Source organism: Leclercia sp. CFBP8987 (assembly GCF_034044995.2).
Classification (GTDB): Bacteria; Pseudomonadota; Gammaproteobacteria; order Enterobacterales; family Enterobacteriaceae; genus Enterobacter; species Enterobacter tamurae.
Genome location: NZ_CM188255.1, coordinates 1,729,889 through 1,746,150, shown reverse-complemented (window position 1 = coordinate 1,746,150; position 16,262 = coordinate 1,729,889). Strand labels below are relative to the sequence as shown.

Here is a 16,262-nt window from a genome sequence, read left to right as displayed (position 1 = left end):
TGTGTAAGCCCGGTAATCAGAAAACCGCCCCGCCTCAGTGATAATCCACCTGAACGATAGCCAGCGACTTTTCAGGATTGATGTACTTCATACTGATGGTCGCACGATCCGTTACCGCAGCTCCATATAAGGCATCTGAATAGCTCACCTGTTGAGTGTGCATTTTTGATTCATGCGGACAGGATACCGAAAGAGTACGTGATGTCGGTGAGATGACGCAGGGACCTTCAACAATCTGCCCGATAAAATGGATAACATTACTGGCGTAAGCCGGTGTGAACGTAGCCGCCAGCACGAGCGCGGCGGCAAGTTTGATGCGGGACGAGACCATCGGTGCGATCCTTAATGACAATCGTCCCTGATAATGAAACAACAGGTCCCGGACCGGGCTGTCGACCAGCATCGACGATGCCAGTAACATCAGCATAATCACATAACAACATTTCCGCTACATTAATCAATACATTGATTTCATGAATGTTTTTAACCATTACGCTTTTGACGGCGGCCACTGTTGCGAAAGATGCAGTGACTTGCCATCCGACACGGTGACAATGACATTGACCTTATCGTCAGGGCCTGAGTTTAGTGTCATGCGGGACAGGTTGACCGTTTTATTGGCCGGTAACGAGAGCGTATTTTGCTGTCGCGAGGTGCTTTGCCCACCGGGGCCGCTGCGCGAGGTAAGGATCTGCACCTGACATAGACAGGGTTCCGTCACCGTTACCTGAGGAATAATGGTCAACATCTCGCCCTCTGTGGTGGTCTGAAAAGTGATCTGGCTGGTCAGCGCGGCAAGCAGTAACAGTGTATTCATGATCTTCTCCCAAAAAAAAACAGGGCCTCAGCCCTGTTTTTTCATCGTTCGGACGTCAGCGTTAGTACTGACCAGCTGTAACGGTGTTGCCAAAGCCAACCTGAGTGATGTTAGCGGTAGCGCCGTTAGAGGTTTGGTTCAGACTAACTTCGTTACGGCCACCAGACTGACGAACGTTAGCGGTCAGGTCACGACCACTCCACTGGCTGATGGTCGCTTCGTTACCCTGGCCACGCTGGTTCAGATCGATTTCGCTGTTATCAGCGCCCTGTGACAGGTCAGCATCGTTACCGAAACCGTTCTGGGTTACGGTGATTTCAGACCCACGAGCGTCGCTCTGCAAAGCGTCTACGTTGTTACGACCACCGTACTGATAAACAGTCAGCGTTTCTGGGCTAACGTTATTACCACCATTGTTGCCGCCGCCATGATTATTGCCCCATTGTGGAACGGAGCCAGCCATAGCACTGCCAGAAACCACGATTGCTGCAATTACTGCCACTTTTAAAAGTTTCATTGTAAAGCCCCCATCGGATTGATTTAGTTCGTCATTAAATAGCTAGCGTTGGATAACGCGAATGGCCATTTGTGACTGTCTCTGCACTACAACTGCCGTTTTTTGCGTACCGTACTGCGTAATATTCGCTTTATTACCAGAACCTTTCTGAATAATCATGGCGGTATTACCATATGCACCTTGATTAATACTCGCACTGTTCGAGTTCCCTTTTTGATCAATCCAGGCAAGGTTATAACTGCCTGATTGTTCAATGTTCGCCCGATTATTTTCGCCTTCCTGGGAAACTACAGATAACAATTTCGAGCCCTGCTGGAGAACAGTCGCGTTATTATTAACGCCCTGTTGTCCAATAATAGCGGCCTGGTTATAGGATGATTTACTCAATTCATTCACCGCAAAATTGTATTCTGAAGCTGCCAAATCAGGGGTGGCGAAAACAAATCCAGGTGCACCCAGTAATGTAAACATCAATAACAAACTGTTCTTCATGTCATCACCCTGGACCTGGTGGTAAAATAACTTGCGTTAACAAAGCGAAATATTTTGTTAACCCGGCGTTACGATGAAGAGTATGTCTGCCGAAACAATTTTAATATCTCACCCGCCAGTTGTATTTTTATTCTCCCTTTCACCCCAAAGTATTAAAAAAAATTAAACACTGTGGCGATACAGCGATTTAACAGGCCTTTTTAAAAGGGCATATGCCCATTTTGGAAATGGATAGCGACGAAAATGCTGATTTGCCGTTTCGCCTGCTTTGCAGGGGGGCGATCACGATATATCCATGAATGCGTGACAAAGTGCGTGATTTCTTAAGACGTTTACACAGTGTAAAAATAGACTTAGCGTTTTGACCAGGCTCATACCTGACTGACAATAAAACATAAAATAAATTAATCTTAAAAATCAATAATATAATATAATTTGTATGATTTTTAAAATGTGTGCATCAATATCTTTGTGTACAACTTTATGATGAATCCTCATCAATTCATGAACTCAATTTTTACAAGTTAATATTGATTTTTACATCTTGTTACACGTTTAACACTTGCTTTAAAAACCGTAATAGCTAGATTGAAAACAGAAGTTCGCTATTGTTATTTTATTTTCCCTTACTTGAAGGGATATGGTCTTTCTTCTACACACAGCAGTGCAACATCTGTCAGTACTTCTGGAGCCCCCAATAATATTATTGGGGGCAACTGCCAGGTGTTTCAAAAAAGGGGTTTCATCATGTTTAATGAAGTCCAAAGTTTTCATGGTCAGACATTATTGTTAGTGACCAAACCTTCTTTGCAGGCGACAGCCTTACTACAGCATTTAAAGCAAAGTCTGACCTTGAGCGGAAAATTGCATAGCATTCAACGCTCTTTTGATGACATTGCCCCTGGCAGCATTATTCTTTTCGATATGATGGAAGCGGATAAAAAACTTATCCAATACTGGCAAGATATTTTAAGCAGAAAAAACAACAATATCCGTGTGTTGTTGTTGAATACGCCCGAAGAGTATCCATTCAGAGATATTGAAAGCTGGCCGCATATCAATGGTGTCTTTTATGTCAACGAGGACGAGACACGCGTGGTTGAGGGCCTGCAGGGCATTCTGCGTGGGGAATGCTATTTTTCGCAAAAACTTGCCAGCTACCTCATAACGCATTCCGGAAATTATCGCTATAACAGTTCAGAGTCTGCGTTGCTGACCCATCGCGAAAAAGAGATTCTGAATAAATTACGCATCGGAGCTTCAAATATTGAAATCGCCCGTTCGTTATTTATCAGCGAAAATACGGTCAAGACCCATCTTTATAATCTTTTCAAGAAGATAGCTGTTAAAAATCGGACGCAGGCGGTTTCATGGGCAAATGATAACCTCAGGCGTTAACAGTATGAAACGCACAATGAGTTGGATTGCCGCAGCAGGTTTATGGCTTGCTGCCGGGAATCTGCATGCGGTTGAAGTAGAGATCCCAGGATTGTTAACTGACCACACGGTCTCGGCTGTCGGTCATGCTTTTTATCGCGAGTTCAGCGACAAATGGGAAAGTGACTATCCTGGGAACTTAACGATCAATGAACGGCCCAGTGCGCGATGGGGGAGTTGGATCACGATAACGGTCAATCAGGACGTTATTTTCCAGACGTTTTTATTCCCAACGAAAAGAGACCTGGATCAAAACGTGGTCTTCGCTCTGGCTCAAACCGAAGAAGCATTAAATCGTCTGCAGATCGATAAAGCTCTGCTCAGTACCGGCGATTTAGCGCAAGACGAGTTTTAATTCGGAGGCATTCATGCGTGTTGTCTATGCAGTTATCGCTTTACTGCTCATTCCATCGTTGAGCTGGGCCGGAAATATGACTTTTCAGTTCCGTAATCCTAACTTCGGGGGCAACCCCAATAATGGCTCTTTTCTTTTAAACTCAGCCCAGGCGCAAAACTCCTACAGGGATCCGAGCGCCGACGATGACTTCGGTATTGAGACCCCAAGCGCTCTGGATAACTTTACCCAGGCAATCCAGGCCCAGGTTCTGGGCGGATTATTGACCAACATCAACACCGGTAAACCGGGCCGGATGGTGACCAGCGACTTTATTGTCGACATCGCCAATGCGGACGGACAAATGCAGTTAAATGTCACAGACCGGAAAACGGGGAGAACTTCCACCATTCAGGTCGCTGGCTTGCAAAGTAATTCCACCGACTTTTAGACATAGTCGAGATAAGGACAATAATCATGCAGCGCTTTCTCATACTTGTTGCAGTGTGCTTATTGAGCGGTTGTTTAACTGCTCCGCCCAATCAGGCAGCAAAACCGACATTAATGCCTCGCGCCCAAAGCTATCGTGATTTAACCCAATTACCACTGCCAACGGGTAAGATCTACGTGTCGGTTTACAATATTCAGGATGAAACGGGTCAATTTAAACCTTATCCGGCAAGTAACTTCTCTACCGCTGTTCCGCAAAGCGCCACCGCAATGTTGGTTACGGCGTTGAAAGATTCTCGCTGGTTTATTCCTCTGGAACGTCAGGGGCTGCAAAACCTGCTCAACGAACGCAAAATCATTCGTGCGGCGCAGGATAACGGCACCGTGGCGATGAATAACCGTATTCCATTGCACTCTCTCACGGCGGCAAACGTCATGGTTGAAGGCTCGATTATCGGTTACGAAAGTAATGTGAAATCGGGGGGTGTCGGGGCGCGCTACTTCGGTATCGGCGGTAATACGCAGTACCAGCTTGATCAGATTGCAGTGAACCTGCGTGTGGTCAACGTCAGTACCGGGGAGATCTTATCCTCCGTCACCACCAGCAAAACCATTCTCTCGTACGAGGTTCAGGCCGGGGTGTTCCGCTTTATCGACTATCAGCGACTGCTGGAAGGCGAAATCGGTTATACCTCTAACGAACCGGTGATGCTCTGCCTGATGTCCGCTCTTGAAACCGGGGTGATCTTCCTGATTAACGACGGTATCGATCGCGGCCTGTGGGATCTGCAAAACAAGAACGAAGTGAAAAACGATGTTCTGGTGAAATACCGCGAGATGTCAACGCCGCCAGAATCCTGACAGAAAGCGCATTAAAAAGGCGAGACTCTGGTCTCGCCTTTTTTTATTTGCTTAACGCCGTCACGCTTCGCGCCCTCTCTCTGCGCGCCGCCAGCCACAGTCCGCTGTTTTTCATCGCGTAACCAAACACCAGCCCTAACGCCAGCGAAGGCACCACCAGCCGCCAGTCCCCCTGCCCTGCAAAAGTGGCGCAGGCCCCCATAAAGGTGCCAGGGACAAAAGAGAGCAGCAGATGTTTTGCCTGGATGCACATCAAAAACGCCACTACGCCGGTCATGACGTAGCCGACAATTTCCAGATGAGGCGTCAGCGCGCTGCCGTGGATGATGATCATCGCCCACGCCACGCCGCTCATCAGCGTACAGGCCGAGATAAACAGCCCCTTCACGCCACCCTGCGGGCAGGCGAAATAGGCTGTGCAGCCCAGAAAGCCCGCCCAACTCAGGAGTCCAAGAGAGACAGCAACCCAACCCCATATCCCGGAGAGGATGCCAGTCGTGATTGCAATAGAAAGTAATATGTTCATGGCGCGCATCTTAGCAGATACGCGGCCATGAAATGAGATCAAGAACACATAATATGCAAATTGAGATTTGCTGTTACATTAAGAAGGTGATCCAGATCACTCTTCGTTCTCTTCCTGCAGCTCGTCCCACATAGCGGCAACGGCGTCACGGGTCAGCGGGGCCATGGTACGCCAGAATGGCGAGGTGGCATGCGCCTCGACCTTGCCGAGAAACGCGCCACACCAGGGTAAAATGTACTCCCCGAAGAGGGTTTCCAGCGCCGCGTTTTCATCTTCTGCCGCGTGATCTTCAATCCACGAGGCCGCCAGCAACAGCGTACCGATATGGTCGGCAGGGGTATCGGTCAGGGGCATACCCCGTGTGGAGAGAAACGCACGCACTTCGGCTTCGGTCGCCCCCTCTTCCCAGGCAGAGCGGTAAGGCGACACGCGACACTCTTCTCCCACAAACAGTGCGTTGTAATCCGCTGAAATCTGCTGCATGTCGCAGCTGTTTTGCAGACGTTGCAGCAGCTCATCCTGCTCAAGGGGCCAGCTATTCGCCAGCTTGCCTTCGCGGATCAGGGTAAACAGCGGCACCAGCAGCGGATCCTGCGGCTGGCGATAATAGATAGAACCCAGTACGCGGCAGAGGATGGAAAACTCGTTCATTTATTTAGTCCATTACACAGTTAAAATTCAGCAAATTCGGCAATCGGTGCCATACCGCGTGACGCCAGGAAATCGAGTAACCGGCGTGGCGTCACGTTCAGAATGCGATCTTCAGGGAAGTCCACCGCATCGAGGATCTTGCGGCACTCGCTAAAATCACCCAGCGTAAACGCGGTGTGGGAATCGGAGCCCAACGCCACATAGCCACCAGCGTCACGCACCGCCGCCGCAACGTCACGGCAGTTCGCCTCGCTGCCTTTACGGGAGTGAATAAAGGAGGAGTTGTTGATCTCCAGCGCCACGTGATGTTCAGCCGCAGCCCGGGCGACAGCCTGAATGTCGATAGGGTATTTCGGGTTACCCGGATGGCTGATGATATGCACGTTGCCGCTGGCAATGGTGGCGATCATCGCCTCGGTGTTAGTGGCTTTGTCCTGCGGGGGAAATACCGGCTCATGAAAACCGGCGAGGATCAGATCCAGAGAGGTCAGCATCGGGCCGGTACAGTCAATCTCACCCTGGGTGTTTTTGATGTTAGCCTCAATGCCGCGCAGGATCCCCACCCCATCCACCACCCGCGGCCAGATACGCATATTCACAAAGTGCCAGTAGTGCGGGGCATCTGCCATATCCGGACCATGATCGGTGATCGCAAAGAGTTTGATGTTCTTTACCTTCGCCTGGGCGATATAGTCATGAAGATTGCTGTAGGCGTGAGTGCTGGCGACGGTGTGCATATGCAGGTCAACGGGGTACATCGTTTTCTCCTCTCGTGTTTCCCAAAGGATAGCAGTTATCCCAGGCGTTTATTAGCAAAAACCCGGCGATGACCGGGTTTGACTCAGTATCCGCGCTGCCTGTCGACCTGCCCGGTGACCGGCTCGCCTTTTTCCAGATGGGTGATGGTGCGCGCGATATAGGCCACAGCTTCTGCCGGACGCGTCACCGCCGCCACGTGCGGGGTCATGGCCACGCGCGGGTGGGCCCATAATGGGTTCTCAGCAGGTAATGGCTCTTTACTGTAAACATCCAGCATCGCCCCTTTCAGCTTGCCACGCTCCAGCGCCGCCAGCAGATCGGACTCGATCACATGAACGCCGCGCGCCAGGTTCATCAGATAGCTGTTATCCGCCAGCTGATTCAGCAGGCCGCTATTAATGATCCCAACGGTTTCCGCGGTATTCGGCAGGAGATTAATCAGCACCCGGGTGCCCTGTAAAAATTGCGGAAGCTCCTCCATCCCGGCAAAGCTGGTGACGCCAGGATAGTCCTTGCGGGTGCGGCTCCAGCAGCGCAGCGGGAAGCCCCAGGGTGCCAGCGCTTCGGCCACCTTAGCACCCAGCACCCCTGCCCCGAGGATACCGATGGTAAAATCTTCGCGCTGATAATCAGCCAGCGGCTCCCAACGGGCCTGCTGTTTTAAGGCCTGATAGTCATCAAAGCGGCGGAACCAGTGCAGCACCTGGCTTACGGCATACTCCTGCATCTGCTGACCCATGCCGGTATCTTCAAGACGGAACAGAGGAATACTTTCCGCCAGCATCTCCGGGTGTGCTTTGAGTTTGCTGAGGATCGAGTCCACGCCCGCGCCGAGGGCAAACACCGCCTTCAGATTGCGCCCCTGCAGCATCTCTACCGGGGGATGCCACACCAGGGCATAATCCGCCGGTTCATTATCGCCGCGTTTCCACTCGCGAACCCGTGCGCCCGGCAGCGCCGCCGAAAGCGTTTTAATCCAGTAAGCGTTATCAAATGTCGGGTGGTAAAAAATGATATCCATTGCGATTGCCTTCTGTTGCGCGGTTTTACGTTCATTTTCAACTGCATCGCAGCATAACAAATTTTGCGCCCAGGGTGGTTGTAGATAAAAGAGGCACATTCAGCACAATTCGAAATCATGTTGGTTGAAGTTTGTCTCAACGCGCTAATTTACTGAAAAAGTTGATTGACGTAAGTAAGGCTTTTCCTTACATTAGCGCCCGTCCCGGCAACAACGGGATGACAATATGGTGAGGTGTCCGAGTGGCTGAAGGAGCACGCCTGGAAAGTGTGTATACGGCAACGTATCGAGGGTTCGAATCCCTCCCTCACCGCCATATTCGAGATGAGAGCTCGTACGAAAGTACGGGCTCTTTTCTTTTATATTCTCCCGAGAGGGAGGGATGAGAACCCCCGACTGGGGGTTCGACAACTGGCGACAGCCAGTTGGACAGCCTGAGAGCGCAGCGAACAGGCTGCCCGCAGGGCGAGCGCAGCGAGTCAATCCCTCCCTCACCGCCATATTTAAAGAAGAGCTCGCATGAAAATGCGGGCTTTTTTTTCGTCTACAGCGTCGGGTGGCGCTTCGCTTACCCGACCTACAAAACCCAAACCCACTCACTCCTCCACCATCCTCGCATACTCCCCGGTCAAAAAATCCACCAGCGTTCTGACGGACGGCAGCAGCCCACGCCGCGAAGGATAGACCGCATGGATCACCTCCCGGCGCGGCTCCCATGCCTCAAGCACTTTTACCAGCGCCCCAGAGGCCAGCTGGTCTTTGACCATCAACATCGGCAACTGCACCAGGCCCACCCCTGCCATCGCCGCTTCCCGCAGCGCCAGCATGTCGGTAGTGATCAACCGCGGTTGAAAATGGATCTCCGCCCTCGCCCCTTCCGGTCCGCTCAGCGCCCACTTATGAACCTGTTTCCCCTCCCCCATACTCAGACCGGGCCAGACGCTGAGTTCGGACGGCACCCCCGGCGTTCCCAGCCGGGCGATCAACGCTGGCGCCGCCACCAGGCAGTGGCCCCTGTCGGCCAGCACCCGCAGGACCAGATCGCTGTCATCGAACGGGCGCGGACGCACGCGGATCGCCACATCAATGCCTTCCGCCACCAGATCCACCCGCCGGTTGGTCGCCTCAAGCTGCAGATTAATGCCCGGGTAGCGCGCCATAAACCTCGCCAGCATCGGCCCGACGTGAACATGCAGCAGCGTAACCGGACAGGTGATCCTCACCATGCCGCGGGGTTCGGCCTGCAACGCCGCAACCGCCTCTTCCGCCGCCTCGGCCTCTACCAGCATCGCCTTGCAGTGCTGATAAAAGGTGTGCCCCACCTCCGTCACCGTAAACTGCCGGGTGGTGCGCTGGATCAAGCGTACGCCGAGCCGCGTCTCAAGCTGGGCAATCCGACGACTGAGTTTGGATTTAGGCTGGTCAAGCGCCCGGCCCGCCGCTGCGAAGCCCCCGTGCTCCACCACCTTCACAAACCATACGAAATCATTCAGATCCTGCATATCGCCCTCATCGTTCCATATAAGGAACAGTGAATGTCATTTTTGCTATCTACCGGGATATTAAACCTGAATATAAGCTAATTACATCGACAGAACATCAGGAGAAGAGGATGAAAAACGTAACAGGCATTTATACCGCACCCCGCCAGCACTGGGTTGGCGACGGTTTCCCGGTGCGTTCGATGTTTTCTTACCAGACCCACGGCGAGCCGCTGAGCCCGTTTTTACTGCTGGACTATGCCGGGCCGCACAGCTTCCCGGCGGATGGCGCAAAACGCGGCGTGGGTGAGCATCCCCACCGGGGCTTTGAGACGGTCACCATCGTCTATTCCGGCGAAGTGGAGCACCGCGACTCAACGGGAAAAGGTGGCGTGATTGGCCCGGGGGACGTGCAGTGGATGACTGCCGGGTCCGGCATTCTGCATGAGGAGTTCCACTCCAGCGCCTTTGCGCAGCAGGGTGGCGAGCTAAAAATGCTGCAACTGTGGGTCAACCTGCCGGCGAAAGACAAGATGGCGACGCCGGGCTACCAGAGCATCACCAGCAGCCAGATCCCGGTGGTGGCATTGCCCGATAACAGCGGCACGCTGCGGGTGATCGCCGGGCGCTATGAGGATGTATCCGGTCCGGCGCACACCTACTCCCCGCTGAACGTCTGGGATATCGCCCTGCGTCAGGGCAGTCATCTGACGCTCGCTCAGCCTGAAGGCTGGAGCACCGCGCTGGTGGTGCTGGAAGGCAGCGTGACGGTGAACGGTTCCGCCGGGGCGGGTGAAGCCCAGCTTGTGGTGCTGAGTCAGCAAGGAGAAAAACTGCACCTGGAAGCCAGCAGCGACGCCAAAGTGCTGCTGATGGCCGGGGAGCCGCTGAATGAACCGATCGTCGGCTACGGGCCGTTCGTGATGAACACTAAAACCGAAATCGCAGAAGCCATTCGCGATTTCAACTCCGGCCGCTTCGGCCAGATCTGAACCTGATAAAGGAGAGAATGATGTCTACCCCAGCTAACTTTAACGGTGCGCGTCCGGTCATTGATGTGAATGATGCGGTGATGCTGCTGATCGATCACCAGAGCGGCCTGTTCCAGACCGTTGGTGACATGCCGATGCCGGAGCTGCGTGCTCGCGCTGCGGCGCTGGCAAAAATTGCCAGCCTGGCGAATATCCCGGTGATCACCACCGCCTCCGTGCCGCAAGGGCCAAACGGGCCGCTGATCCCGGAGATCCATGCTAACGCGCCGCATGCGCAGTACGTGGCGCGTAAAGGCGAGATCAACGCCTGGGATAACCCGGAGTTCGTGGCCGCCGTGAAAGCAACCGGGCGCAAAACGCTGATTATCGCCGGGACCATCACCAGCGTCTGCATGGCCTTCCCGTCGATCAGCGCGGTGGCTGACGGGTACAAAGTGTTTGCGGTGATTGATGCTTCGGGCACCTACAGCAAAATGGCGCAGGAGATCACCCTGGCGCGGGTGGTGCAGGCGGGCGTAGTGCCAATGGATACCGCCGCGGTCGCCTCGGAGATCCAGCGCACCTGGAATCGTGAGGATGCAGCGCAGTGGGCGGAAGTCTATACCCACATCTTCCCGGCCTATCAGTTGCTGATGGAAAGCTACGGTAAGGCGCAAGAGGTGGTGAAGAACAGCGAAGTGCTCGATTCACAGCGTTAATGATTCGCTCCACGGTATAAAAACCGTGGAGCTGATTATTGCTTAACCGAACGCGCATTAAAGCGGAAAATCTGCTTGACCGATTTAGCCTGACTCCCTATAGTAGCGCCCCGTTGCCCCCGAGAGGAAAGGCAGCAAAACAATATGGTGAGGTGTCCGAGTGGCTGAAGGAGCACGCCTGGAAAGTGTGTATACGGCAACGTATCGAGGGTTCGAATCCCTCCCTCACCGCCATATTTAAAGAAGAGCTCGCATGAAAATGCGGGCTTTTTTTTATATTCTCCCGGTGCTTAATGCGACCCTGTGCGGTCTGGGCCCCTCACCCTAACCCTCTCCCCAGGGGAGAGGGAACAAAGCGGTCGCACAAACAACAAAGCCCGGTTTCCCGGGCTCTGCACACAGTAACAGACTCAATAGTAGGCGTTCAGTGTCCGCTGGCACAGGGCCGAGCGCACGCAGTCATCTTTGGTAAACTGCACTATCCCTACCATCTCATCTTCCTCGAAACGTGCCAGCGCATCGCTCAGACCCGATTTGACGCCGGCCGGCAGGTCGCACTGGGTGATATCCCCGTTTACGATTACCGTCACGTTTTCCCCGAGGCGCGTTAAAAACATCTTCATTTGCGCAGCAGTTACGTTCTGAGCCTCGTCGAGAATCACAACTGCATTTTCAAATGTACGTCCGCGCATATAGGCGAACGGCGCAATTTCTACCTTGCCGATTTCCGGCCGCAGGCAGTACTGCATAAAAGATGCGCCCAACCGCTTCACCAGCACGTCATAAACGGGCCGGAAGTATGGCGCAAACTTCTCCGAAATATCACCGGGCAAGAAGCCGAGATCTTCATCGGCCTGCAATACCGGGCGAGTGACAATGATCTTATCGACGTCTTTATGAATCAAAGCCTCTGCCGCTTTGGCTGCACTTATCCAGGTTTTCCCACACCCGGCTTCACCGGTGGCGAAAATCAGCGACTTATTCTCAATAGCATTCAGGTACTGCGCCTGAGCGTCATTGCGTGCCACAACTGGCGTCATATCCCGGCTGTCCCGCGCCATGCCAATTGCTTCTACGCCACTCATCTGCACAAGCGAGGTGACCGACTCTTCTTCACGCTGTTTATGGCTACGTGAATCCCGTCTCAGCACACGTTTTGCTTCACGACGAGCTTTGATCACTGCTTTTTGTCTTCCCATGGATAGCACCTTGAGTTGTTGGTATTCATCACTCGTACCGGCATCGGTACGATTAGGCGAACAAACATCTGAGGGTTGGCTTCCTTCTAAGCCAGAGCTTACTTGGTTAAATGACCCAGCCGGATCGCTATGCTCACCAAACGGCGGGTCGGAAAAATCAGGATTTGCTGTGGAGGGGGAGAATTTTTCGGTGAAGAGATCGCTGCCGGAGTGTGGGCCTCCGCGCCGGGTGCTGCGGTTGTTGCGTTTACCATGTCCACGTGAGGACTCAACCATTCGCGATCTCCAGAGTGATGCATATTCACTGTAAGGTTTACCGCTTTCTTAATGTAAGTACATCAGGATTTAGCATGAATGCAACATTATTTTTACCTGAATGCAACTTTAAGAATCGCCTGACAACGTCACTTAATCTGCCTGGGGAATATTACAGAAGTATAACAACGGGATAGCGGAACATAAAAAAATCGTCCCGCTTAAGGGGTAAGCGGGACGGGATTCAGGCCGTGAGCAGCCCCTGAGCAAGCCAGCCGTTTTTATCACGCACGCCAGGCAGAGCAAAGAAGTAGCCCCCACCTACCGGCTTGATGTACTCCTCCAGCGCTTCGCCGTTCAGACGCTTCTGCACGGTCAAAAAGCCCTGCTCCAGATCGTGCTGGAAGCAGACAAACAGCAGGCCCATATCCAGCTGGCCAGAGTTGGTCACCCCCAGCGAGTAGCTGTAGCCCCGGCGCATCATCAGGTTGGATTCGGTCTCTTTCGTTCGCGGGTTGGCAAGGCGAATGTGGCTGTCGAGCGCAATGATCTCGCCGTCAGGATCGCTGGCGTAATCTGGCACGTCATGCTCGTTTTTCATCCCCAGCGGCGCGCCGCTGTGCTTGTCCCGGCCAAAAATGGTCTGCTGCTCTTTGAGCGGCGTGCGATCCCAGAACTCCACGTGGAACTGGATAATACGCACCGCCTGATAGCTGCCGCCCACCGCCCAGGCCGGTTCACCCTGATCGGCCGTTACCCATACCACGCTCTCCATCAGGGGCACATCCTGGCTGTTAGGGTTGGCGGTGCCATCCTTAAAGCCGAGCAGGTTCACCGGCGTCTCTTTGCCTTTGCTGCGCGCGGCGTGGTCAGAGATAAACCCTTCCCGCTTCCAGCGCACACTCAGCAGATCCGGGGTGTGCTTGATCAGATCCCGCAGGGCATGAATCACCGTGTCCTGGGTGTTGGCGCAAATCTGGATCAGCAGATCCCCGTGACACAGGGCCGCATCCAGGGAGTCATTCGGGAAGCGCACCATCTTCTGCAACGATTTTGGTTTCTGTGGTGCCAGTCCAAAGCGATCGTCAAACAGCGAGGCCCCCAGCGACACCGTCATGGTCAGGTTATCCGGGGCGATAAAGGCCCCCAGAATCCCCGAATCCATTGGCGGCAGACGTGGGTTCGGCGTGTCGGGTGCCGGGCCGCCGGTGGTCAGAAAGGCAATGCGCTGGGTCAGGAGGCGGAACAGACGCTCCAGCTCGCTTTTGTCGCTGGCCAGCACATCGAAGGCCACCAGCATCATCGACGCCTGCTGCGGGGTTAAAATTCCGGCCTGATGCGGACCGTAGAACGGCTGGGACTCCATCCGCGCATCCGGGGAGAGCGTACCCGGCGCGCTCTGCGGTTTTGCCGCATGCGCCACCAGACAGCCGCCCGCCAGGGCAAGGGCGCCGCCAAGCGCCCCGACCCCTTTTAACAACCGACGCCGTGAAGGTTCCACAACGTCGTACTCATCATGCTTGTTCATCAACTTAGTCCAGACCCAGTACGCCACGCAGCTGCGCCAGATCCTCTGCCAGAGTGGTGATCGGCCCTTTCAGAGCGTTACGGTCGGCATCGGTCAGCTTGTCGTAGGTTTCAAACCCGTCTTTGGTGCGGTATTTCGCCAGAATGGTGGTCACCTTCTTAAAGTTGGCATCCACTTTCGCCAGCAGTTCGCTGTTATCTTTCTGCAGCTGGGGACGCAGCAGGTCAACGATCTTCTGCGCGCCTTCGACGTTAGCCTGGAAGTCCCACAGGTCGGTATGGCTGTAGCGGTCTTCTTCCCCGCTAATTTTGCTGGCCGCCACTTCTTCAATCAGCCCTGCCGCGCCACCCACCACTTTTGACGGCGGGAAGGCCAGCTCGCTGATGCGTTTTTGCAGCTCCAGCACGTCGCTGTTCAACTGCGTCGCGTACTGCTCCATCCCTTTGGTGGAGTTATCGCCAAACAGGGCTTTCTCCAGACGGTGGAAGCCGGTGAATTTTGGATCGGCGGCTTTCTGCTCGTAGTCATCTTCACGGGCATCGATGCTGCCATCCAGGTCCGAGAACAGCTCGGCGATAGGCTCGATGCGCTCGTAGTGCTGACGGGTTGGCGCGTACAGGGATTTGGCTTTTTCGATATCGCCCGCTTTCACCGCGTCGGTAAAGGCTTTGGTGCCAGCCACCAGGTCCGCCGTCTCTTTGGTGACGTAAGCTTTATATGCGGTAATGGCCTCGCCGAGGCTCAGCAGCGCGTCGCCTTTGGCGGCGTCGGCGGTGGCAGCACCTTTGACGATCAGCTTACCTTTCGGGTTGGTCAGCAGGCCGCAGGTCATGTCATATTCACCTGGCTGCAGGTTGGCGGTCATCTTCTGAGTGAAGCCCGGGGCGATGTTCTCGCGCTCTTCCACCACCATCACCCCTTTGAGGATCTCCCACTCCAGCGCTTTCTGGCTGTGGTTCTGGATGATGAACTGGGTTTTACCGCTGTTGACCGTGATGGTCATCGGCTCACACTGTTTATCATTGACCGTCACTTTTACCTGCGGAACATCTGCCGCCTGAACATAAAACGCGGAGGTAAGCAGCGCGGCAATACCCGCCTGCAAAGCGGTGCGACGAAGTTGAATAGTCATAACCTTTCCCTTTTAAAAGTATGTTGTAACTACAGTGAGCACTTCAGGGCGCAGTATGCGACGGCTGCGTGCCCGGCCGCGATGGCATAAAGAACAGCGCCAGCGCCGGAATGAGATAGATAAAGTACACCGCCACTTCACTGACGCTCGGCGCTTCCTGATAGCCGAAGATCCCTTCCAGCAGGGTGCCGGTCAGCGAATGGGTGGACAGGATATTACTGAGATCGAACGCCACATCCTGGAAGTGGTTCCACAGGCCCGCCTCATGGAAGGCGCGGATCGCCCCCGCGGCCAGCCCGGCGGCTACCAGCAGAATAAACAGGCTGGTCCATTTGAAGAAGACGCCGAGGTTAAGGCGGATCCCGCCCCAGTAGAGCAGGAAACCGAGCACCACCGCAGTGGCCAGACCCAGCACCGCACCCAGCGGCGGCCAGATGCCGACATCCTGCTGGAAAGCGGCCAGCAGGAAGAAGACCGACTCCAGCCCTTCACGCGCCACGGCGAAAAAGACCATCATGATCAGCGCCCAGCCGTGGTGATTGCCTTTCGCCAGGGCGCTGTCCACTGCCTGCTCCAGCTGGACCTTGACGTTACGCGACACTTTACGCATCCAGAACACCATCCAGGTGAGGATCACCACCGCAATCAGCGCCACGAGGCCTTCAAACAGCTCCTGCTCTTTTTGCGGGAATTCCCCGGTGGTTTCGTTGATCGCAATGCCCAGACCCAGGCAGAGGGCGGCAGCCAGGAAGACGCCGATCCACATCACGCCGATCCAGCGGCCGCGCTGAGTACGTTTCAGATAGCTGGCGATCAGGCTGACAATAAGGGCCGCTTCGAGGCCTTCACGTAACATAATGAGAAATGGAACAAACATGCCGACACCTTAAATGTTATTCACGGTCAACTGATGCAAAGAAAAGTAAATTCTTTTGATAGTGATTATCATTACGGCAATAAGAAATACAAGCGAAATATGCTGCGTTTTGATGACAGGATGTAAAACCATAAGCAGAAGATAATCACTCAGGTGACTAAAGGGTTCATAAGTTATGTCGTAAAAGTTCATTTACGGTTACAGCGGGCTGTGGCTAAATAAGCGCCTCATTAAT

19 protein-coding genes, 2 tRNA genes and 1 other RNA gene are annotated in these 16,262 nt (G+C 53.9%); 9 read left to right on the top strand and 13 right to left on the bottom strand.

Annotated features, from left to right (window positions below):
• Positions 1–34: 34 nt before the first annotated feature.
• From SOM40_RS08255 to csgB, 4 genes are all read right to left on the bottom strand, one after another.
• Positions 35–427, bottom strand: coding sequence for a YmdA family protein (locus SOM40_RS08255; RefSeq protein WP_501050848.1), 393 nt, complete (start codon positions 425–427; stop codon positions 35–37).
• Between the two features lie 63 nt (positions 428–490).
• Positions 491–817 carry a curli assembly chaperone CsgC gene (csgC, locus tag SOM40_RS08250; protein ID WP_106992692.1) on the bottom strand — a complete coding sequence of 109 codons (327 nt, stop codon included), beginning with the start codon at positions 815–817 and terminating at the stop codon, positions 491–493.
• Between the two features lie 61 nt (positions 818–878).
• Complete coding sequence (gene csgA, locus SOM40_RS08245) at positions 879–1,334, bottom strand: curli major subunit CsgA (RefSeq protein ID WP_106992691.1); 456 nt, start codon at positions 1,332–1,334, stop codon at positions 879–881.
• A 42-nt stretch (positions 1,335–1,376) separates the two neighbouring features.
• The gene (csgB, locus tag SOM40_RS08240) at positions 1,377–1,826 is read right to left on the bottom strand and encodes a curli minor subunit CsgB (RefSeq protein WP_320457072.1); all 450 of its coding nucleotides are present in this window, start codon (positions 1,824–1,826) and stop codon (positions 1,377–1,379) included.
• A gap of 747 nt (positions 1,827–2,573) precedes the next feature.
• Between csgB and csgD the strand changes: the two genes are divergently transcribed.
• The 4 genes from csgD to csgG are packed head-to-tail and all read left to right on the top strand — an operon-like array spanning position 2,574 to position 4,908.
• On the top strand, positions 2,574–3,224 hold the full coding sequence (gene csgD / locus SOM40_RS08235; RefSeq protein WP_106992689.1) for a biofilm master transcriptional regulator CsgD: 651 nt from the start codon (positions 2,574–2,576) through the stop codon (positions 3,222–3,224).
• A 4-nt stretch (positions 3,225–3,228) separates the two neighbouring features.
• Positions 3,229–3,618 carry a curli production assembly/transport protein CsgE gene (gene csgE, locus SOM40_RS08230; protein ID WP_106992688.1) on the top strand — a complete coding sequence of 130 codons (390 nt, stop codon included), beginning with the start codon at positions 3,229–3,231 and terminating at the stop codon, positions 3,616–3,618.
• Positions 3,619–3,631: 13 nt separating this feature from the next.
• Entirely contained in the window at positions 3,632–4,048 is a 417-nt protein-coding gene (csgF, locus tag SOM40_RS08225) for a curli production assembly/transport protein CsgF (RefSeq protein ID WP_106992687.1), read from the top strand.
• Positions 4,049–4,074: 26 nt separating this feature from the next.
• Positions 4,075–4,908 carry a curli production assembly/transport protein CsgG gene (csgG, locus tag SOM40_RS08220; protein WP_106992686.1) on the top strand — a complete coding sequence of 278 codons (834 nt, stop codon included), beginning with the start codon at positions 4,075–4,077 and terminating at the stop codon, positions 4,906–4,908.
• A 43-nt stretch (positions 4,909–4,951) separates the two neighbouring features.
• On the opposite strand, the gene SOM40_RS08215 is transcribed toward csgG, so the two are convergent.
• From SOM40_RS08215 to ghrA, 4 genes are all read right to left on the bottom strand, one after another.
• Positions 4,952–5,434, bottom strand: a complete 483-nt coding sequence (locus SOM40_RS08215) for a DUF1097 domain-containing protein (protein ID WP_312080315.1) — start codon at positions 5,432–5,434, stop codon at positions 4,952–4,954.
• A gap of 96 nt (positions 5,435–5,530) precedes the next feature.
• On the bottom strand, positions 5,531–6,085 hold the full coding sequence (locus SOM40_RS08210) for a TorD/DmsD family molecular chaperone (RefSeq protein WP_225759088.1): 555 nt from the start codon (positions 6,083–6,085) through the stop codon (positions 5,531–5,533).
• 20 nt (positions 6,086–6,105) lie between these two features.
• Positions 6,106–6,843, bottom strand: a complete 738-nt coding sequence (locus SOM40_RS08205) for a phosphatase (RefSeq protein WP_166182103.1) — start codon at positions 6,841–6,843, stop codon at positions 6,106–6,108.
• A gap of 83 nt (positions 6,844–6,926) precedes the next feature.
• Positions 6,927–7,865: a glyoxylate/hydroxypyruvate reductase GhrA gene (gene ghrA / locus SOM40_RS08200; protein ID WP_261642705.1), complete on the bottom strand. Its 939-nt coding sequence runs from the start codon at positions 7,863–7,865 to the stop codon at positions 6,927–6,929.
• A gap of 228 nt (positions 7,866–8,093) precedes the next feature.
• Between ghrA and SOM40_RS08195 the strand changes: the two genes are divergently transcribed.
• Both SOM40_RS08195 and SOM40_RS08190 read left to right on the top strand, forming a co-directional pair.
• Positions 8,094–8,181 (top strand) — tRNA-Ser (locus SOM40_RS08195).
• A gap of 45 nt (positions 8,182–8,226) precedes the next feature.
• Positions 8,227–8,365: non-coding RNA, RtT sRNA (locus SOM40_RS08190), on the top strand.
• Between the two features lie 96 nt (positions 8,366–8,461).
• On the opposite strand, the gene SOM40_RS08185 is transcribed toward SOM40_RS08190, so the two are convergent.
• A complete protein-coding gene (locus SOM40_RS08185; protein ID WP_225759091.1) occupies positions 8,462–9,367 on the bottom strand; it encodes a LysR family transcriptional regulator in 906 nt (301 codons plus the stop codon).
• 110 nt (positions 9,368–9,477) lie between these two features.
• Between SOM40_RS08185 and SOM40_RS08180 the strand changes: the two genes are divergently transcribed.
• The 3 genes from SOM40_RS08180 (at position 9,478) to SOM40_RS08170 (ending at position 11,270) form a co-directional block, all read left to right on the top strand.
• Positions 9,478–10,338 carry a pirin family protein gene (locus SOM40_RS08180; RefSeq protein WP_106992681.1) on the top strand — a complete coding sequence of 287 codons (861 nt, stop codon included), beginning with the start codon at positions 9,478–9,480 and terminating at the stop codon, positions 10,336–10,338.
• A gap of 20 nt (positions 10,339–10,358) precedes the next feature.
• Positions 10,359–11,036 (top strand): isochorismatase family protein, encoded by a 678-nt coding sequence (locus tag SOM40_RS08175; RefSeq protein WP_106992680.1) that lies wholly within the window; start codon positions 10,359–10,361, stop codon positions 11,034–11,036.
• A 146-nt stretch (positions 11,037–11,182) separates the two neighbouring features.
• Positions 11,183–11,270, top strand: a tRNA-Ser gene (locus SOM40_RS08170).
• A gap of 176 nt (positions 11,271–11,446) precedes the next feature.
• Here SOM40_RS08170 and phoH read toward each other — a convergent pair.
• The 4 genes from phoH to efeU all read right to left on the bottom strand — a co-directional run bounded on the left by phoH (position 11,447) and on the right by efeU (position 16,027).
• Complete coding sequence (phoH, locus tag SOM40_RS08165; RefSeq protein WP_181247219.1) at positions 11,447–12,235, bottom strand: phosphate starvation-inducible protein PhoH; 789 nt, start codon at positions 12,233–12,235, stop codon at positions 11,447–11,449.
• Positions 12,236–12,734: 499 nt separating this feature from the next.
• Positions 12,735–14,018: an iron uptake transporter deferrochelatase/peroxidase subunit gene (gene efeB, locus SOM40_RS08160; RefSeq protein WP_320457073.1), complete on the bottom strand. Its 1,284-nt coding sequence runs from the start codon at positions 14,016–14,018 to the stop codon at positions 12,735–12,737.
• 4 nt (positions 14,019–14,022) lie between these two features.
• A complete protein-coding gene (efeO, locus tag SOM40_RS08155) occupies positions 14,023–15,150 on the bottom strand; it encodes an iron uptake system protein EfeO (RefSeq protein ID WP_262673191.1) in 1,128 nt (375 codons plus the stop codon).
• 43 nt (positions 15,151–15,193) lie between these two features.
• The gene (gene efeU / locus SOM40_RS08150) at positions 15,194–16,027 is read right to left on the bottom strand and encodes an iron uptake transporter permease EfeU (RefSeq protein ID WP_166182095.1); all 834 of its coding nucleotides are present in this window, start codon (positions 16,025–16,027) and stop codon (positions 15,194–15,196) included.
• Positions 16,028–16,262: the final 235 nt, after the last annotated feature.

Bases quoted from the DNA above. Each gene is read 5' to 3' on its own strand.
- ghrA (WP_261642705.1), bottom strand. From the start codon at position 7,865: ATGGATATCATTTTTTACCACCCGACATTTGATAACGCTTACTGGATT.
- csgE (WP_106992688.1), top strand. From the start codon at position 3,229: ATGAAACGCACAATGAGTTGGATTGCCGCAGCAGGTTTATGGCTTGCT.
- efeO (WP_262673191.1), bottom strand. From the start codon at position 15,150: ATGACTATTCAACTTCGTCGCACCGCTTTGCAGGCGGGTATTGCCGCG.
- SOM40_RS08255 (WP_501050848.1), bottom strand. From the start codon at position 427: ATGCTGATGTTACTGGCATCGTCGATGCTGGTCGACAGCCCGGTCCGG.
- SOM40_RS08175 (WP_106992680.1), top strand. From the start codon at position 10,359: ATGTCTACCCCAGCTAACTTTAACGGTGCGCGTCCGGTCATTGATGTG.
- csgG (WP_106992686.1), top strand. From the start codon at position 4,075: ATGCAGCGCTTTCTCATACTTGTTGCAGTGTGCTTATTGAGCGGTTGT.
- efeU (WP_166182095.1), bottom strand. From the start codon at position 16,027: ATGTTTGTTCCATTTCTCATTATGTTACGTGAAGGCCTCGAAGCGGCC.
- csgB (WP_320457072.1), bottom strand. From the start codon at position 1,826: ATGAAGAACAGTTTGTTATTGATGTTTACATTACTGGGTGCACCTGGA.
- csgC (WP_106992692.1), bottom strand. From the start codon at position 817: ATGAATACACTGTTACTGCTTGCCGCGCTGACCAGCCAGATCACTTTT.
- csgD (WP_106992689.1), top strand. From the start codon at position 2,574: ATGTTTAATGAAGTCCAAAGTTTTCATGGTCAGACATTATTGTTAGTG.
- SOM40_RS08185 (WP_225759091.1), bottom strand. From the start codon at position 9,367: ATGCAGGATCTGAATGATTTCGTATGGTTTGTGAAGGTGGTGGAGCAC.
- phoH (WP_181247219.1), bottom strand. From the start codon at position 12,235: ATGGGAAGACAAAAAGCAGTGATCAAAGCTCGTCGTGAAGCAAAACGT.
- csgF (WP_106992687.1), top strand. From the start codon at position 3,632: ATGCGTGTTGTCTATGCAGTTATCGCTTTACTGCTCATTCCATCGTTG.
- SOM40_RS08180 (WP_106992681.1), top strand. From the start codon at position 9,478: ATGAAAAACGTAACAGGCATTTATACCGCACCCCGCCAGCACTGGGTT.
- SOM40_RS08215 (WP_312080315.1), bottom strand. From the start codon at position 5,434: ATGAACATATTACTTTCTATTGCAATCACGACTGGCATCCTCTCCGGG.
- SOM40_RS08210 (WP_225759088.1), bottom strand. From the start codon at position 6,085: ATGAACGAGTTTTCCATCCTCTGCCGCGTACTGGGTTCTATCTATTAT.
- SOM40_RS08205 (WP_166182103.1), bottom strand. From the start codon at position 6,843: ATGTACCCCGTTGACCTGCATATGCACACCGTCGCCAGCACTCACGCC.
- csgA (WP_106992691.1), bottom strand. From the start codon at position 1,334: ATGAAACTTTTAAAAGTGGCAGTAATTGCAGCAATCGTGGTTTCTGGC.
- efeB (WP_320457073.1), bottom strand. From the start codon at position 14,018: ATGAACAAGCATGATGAGTACGACGTTGTGGAACCTTCACGGCGTCGG.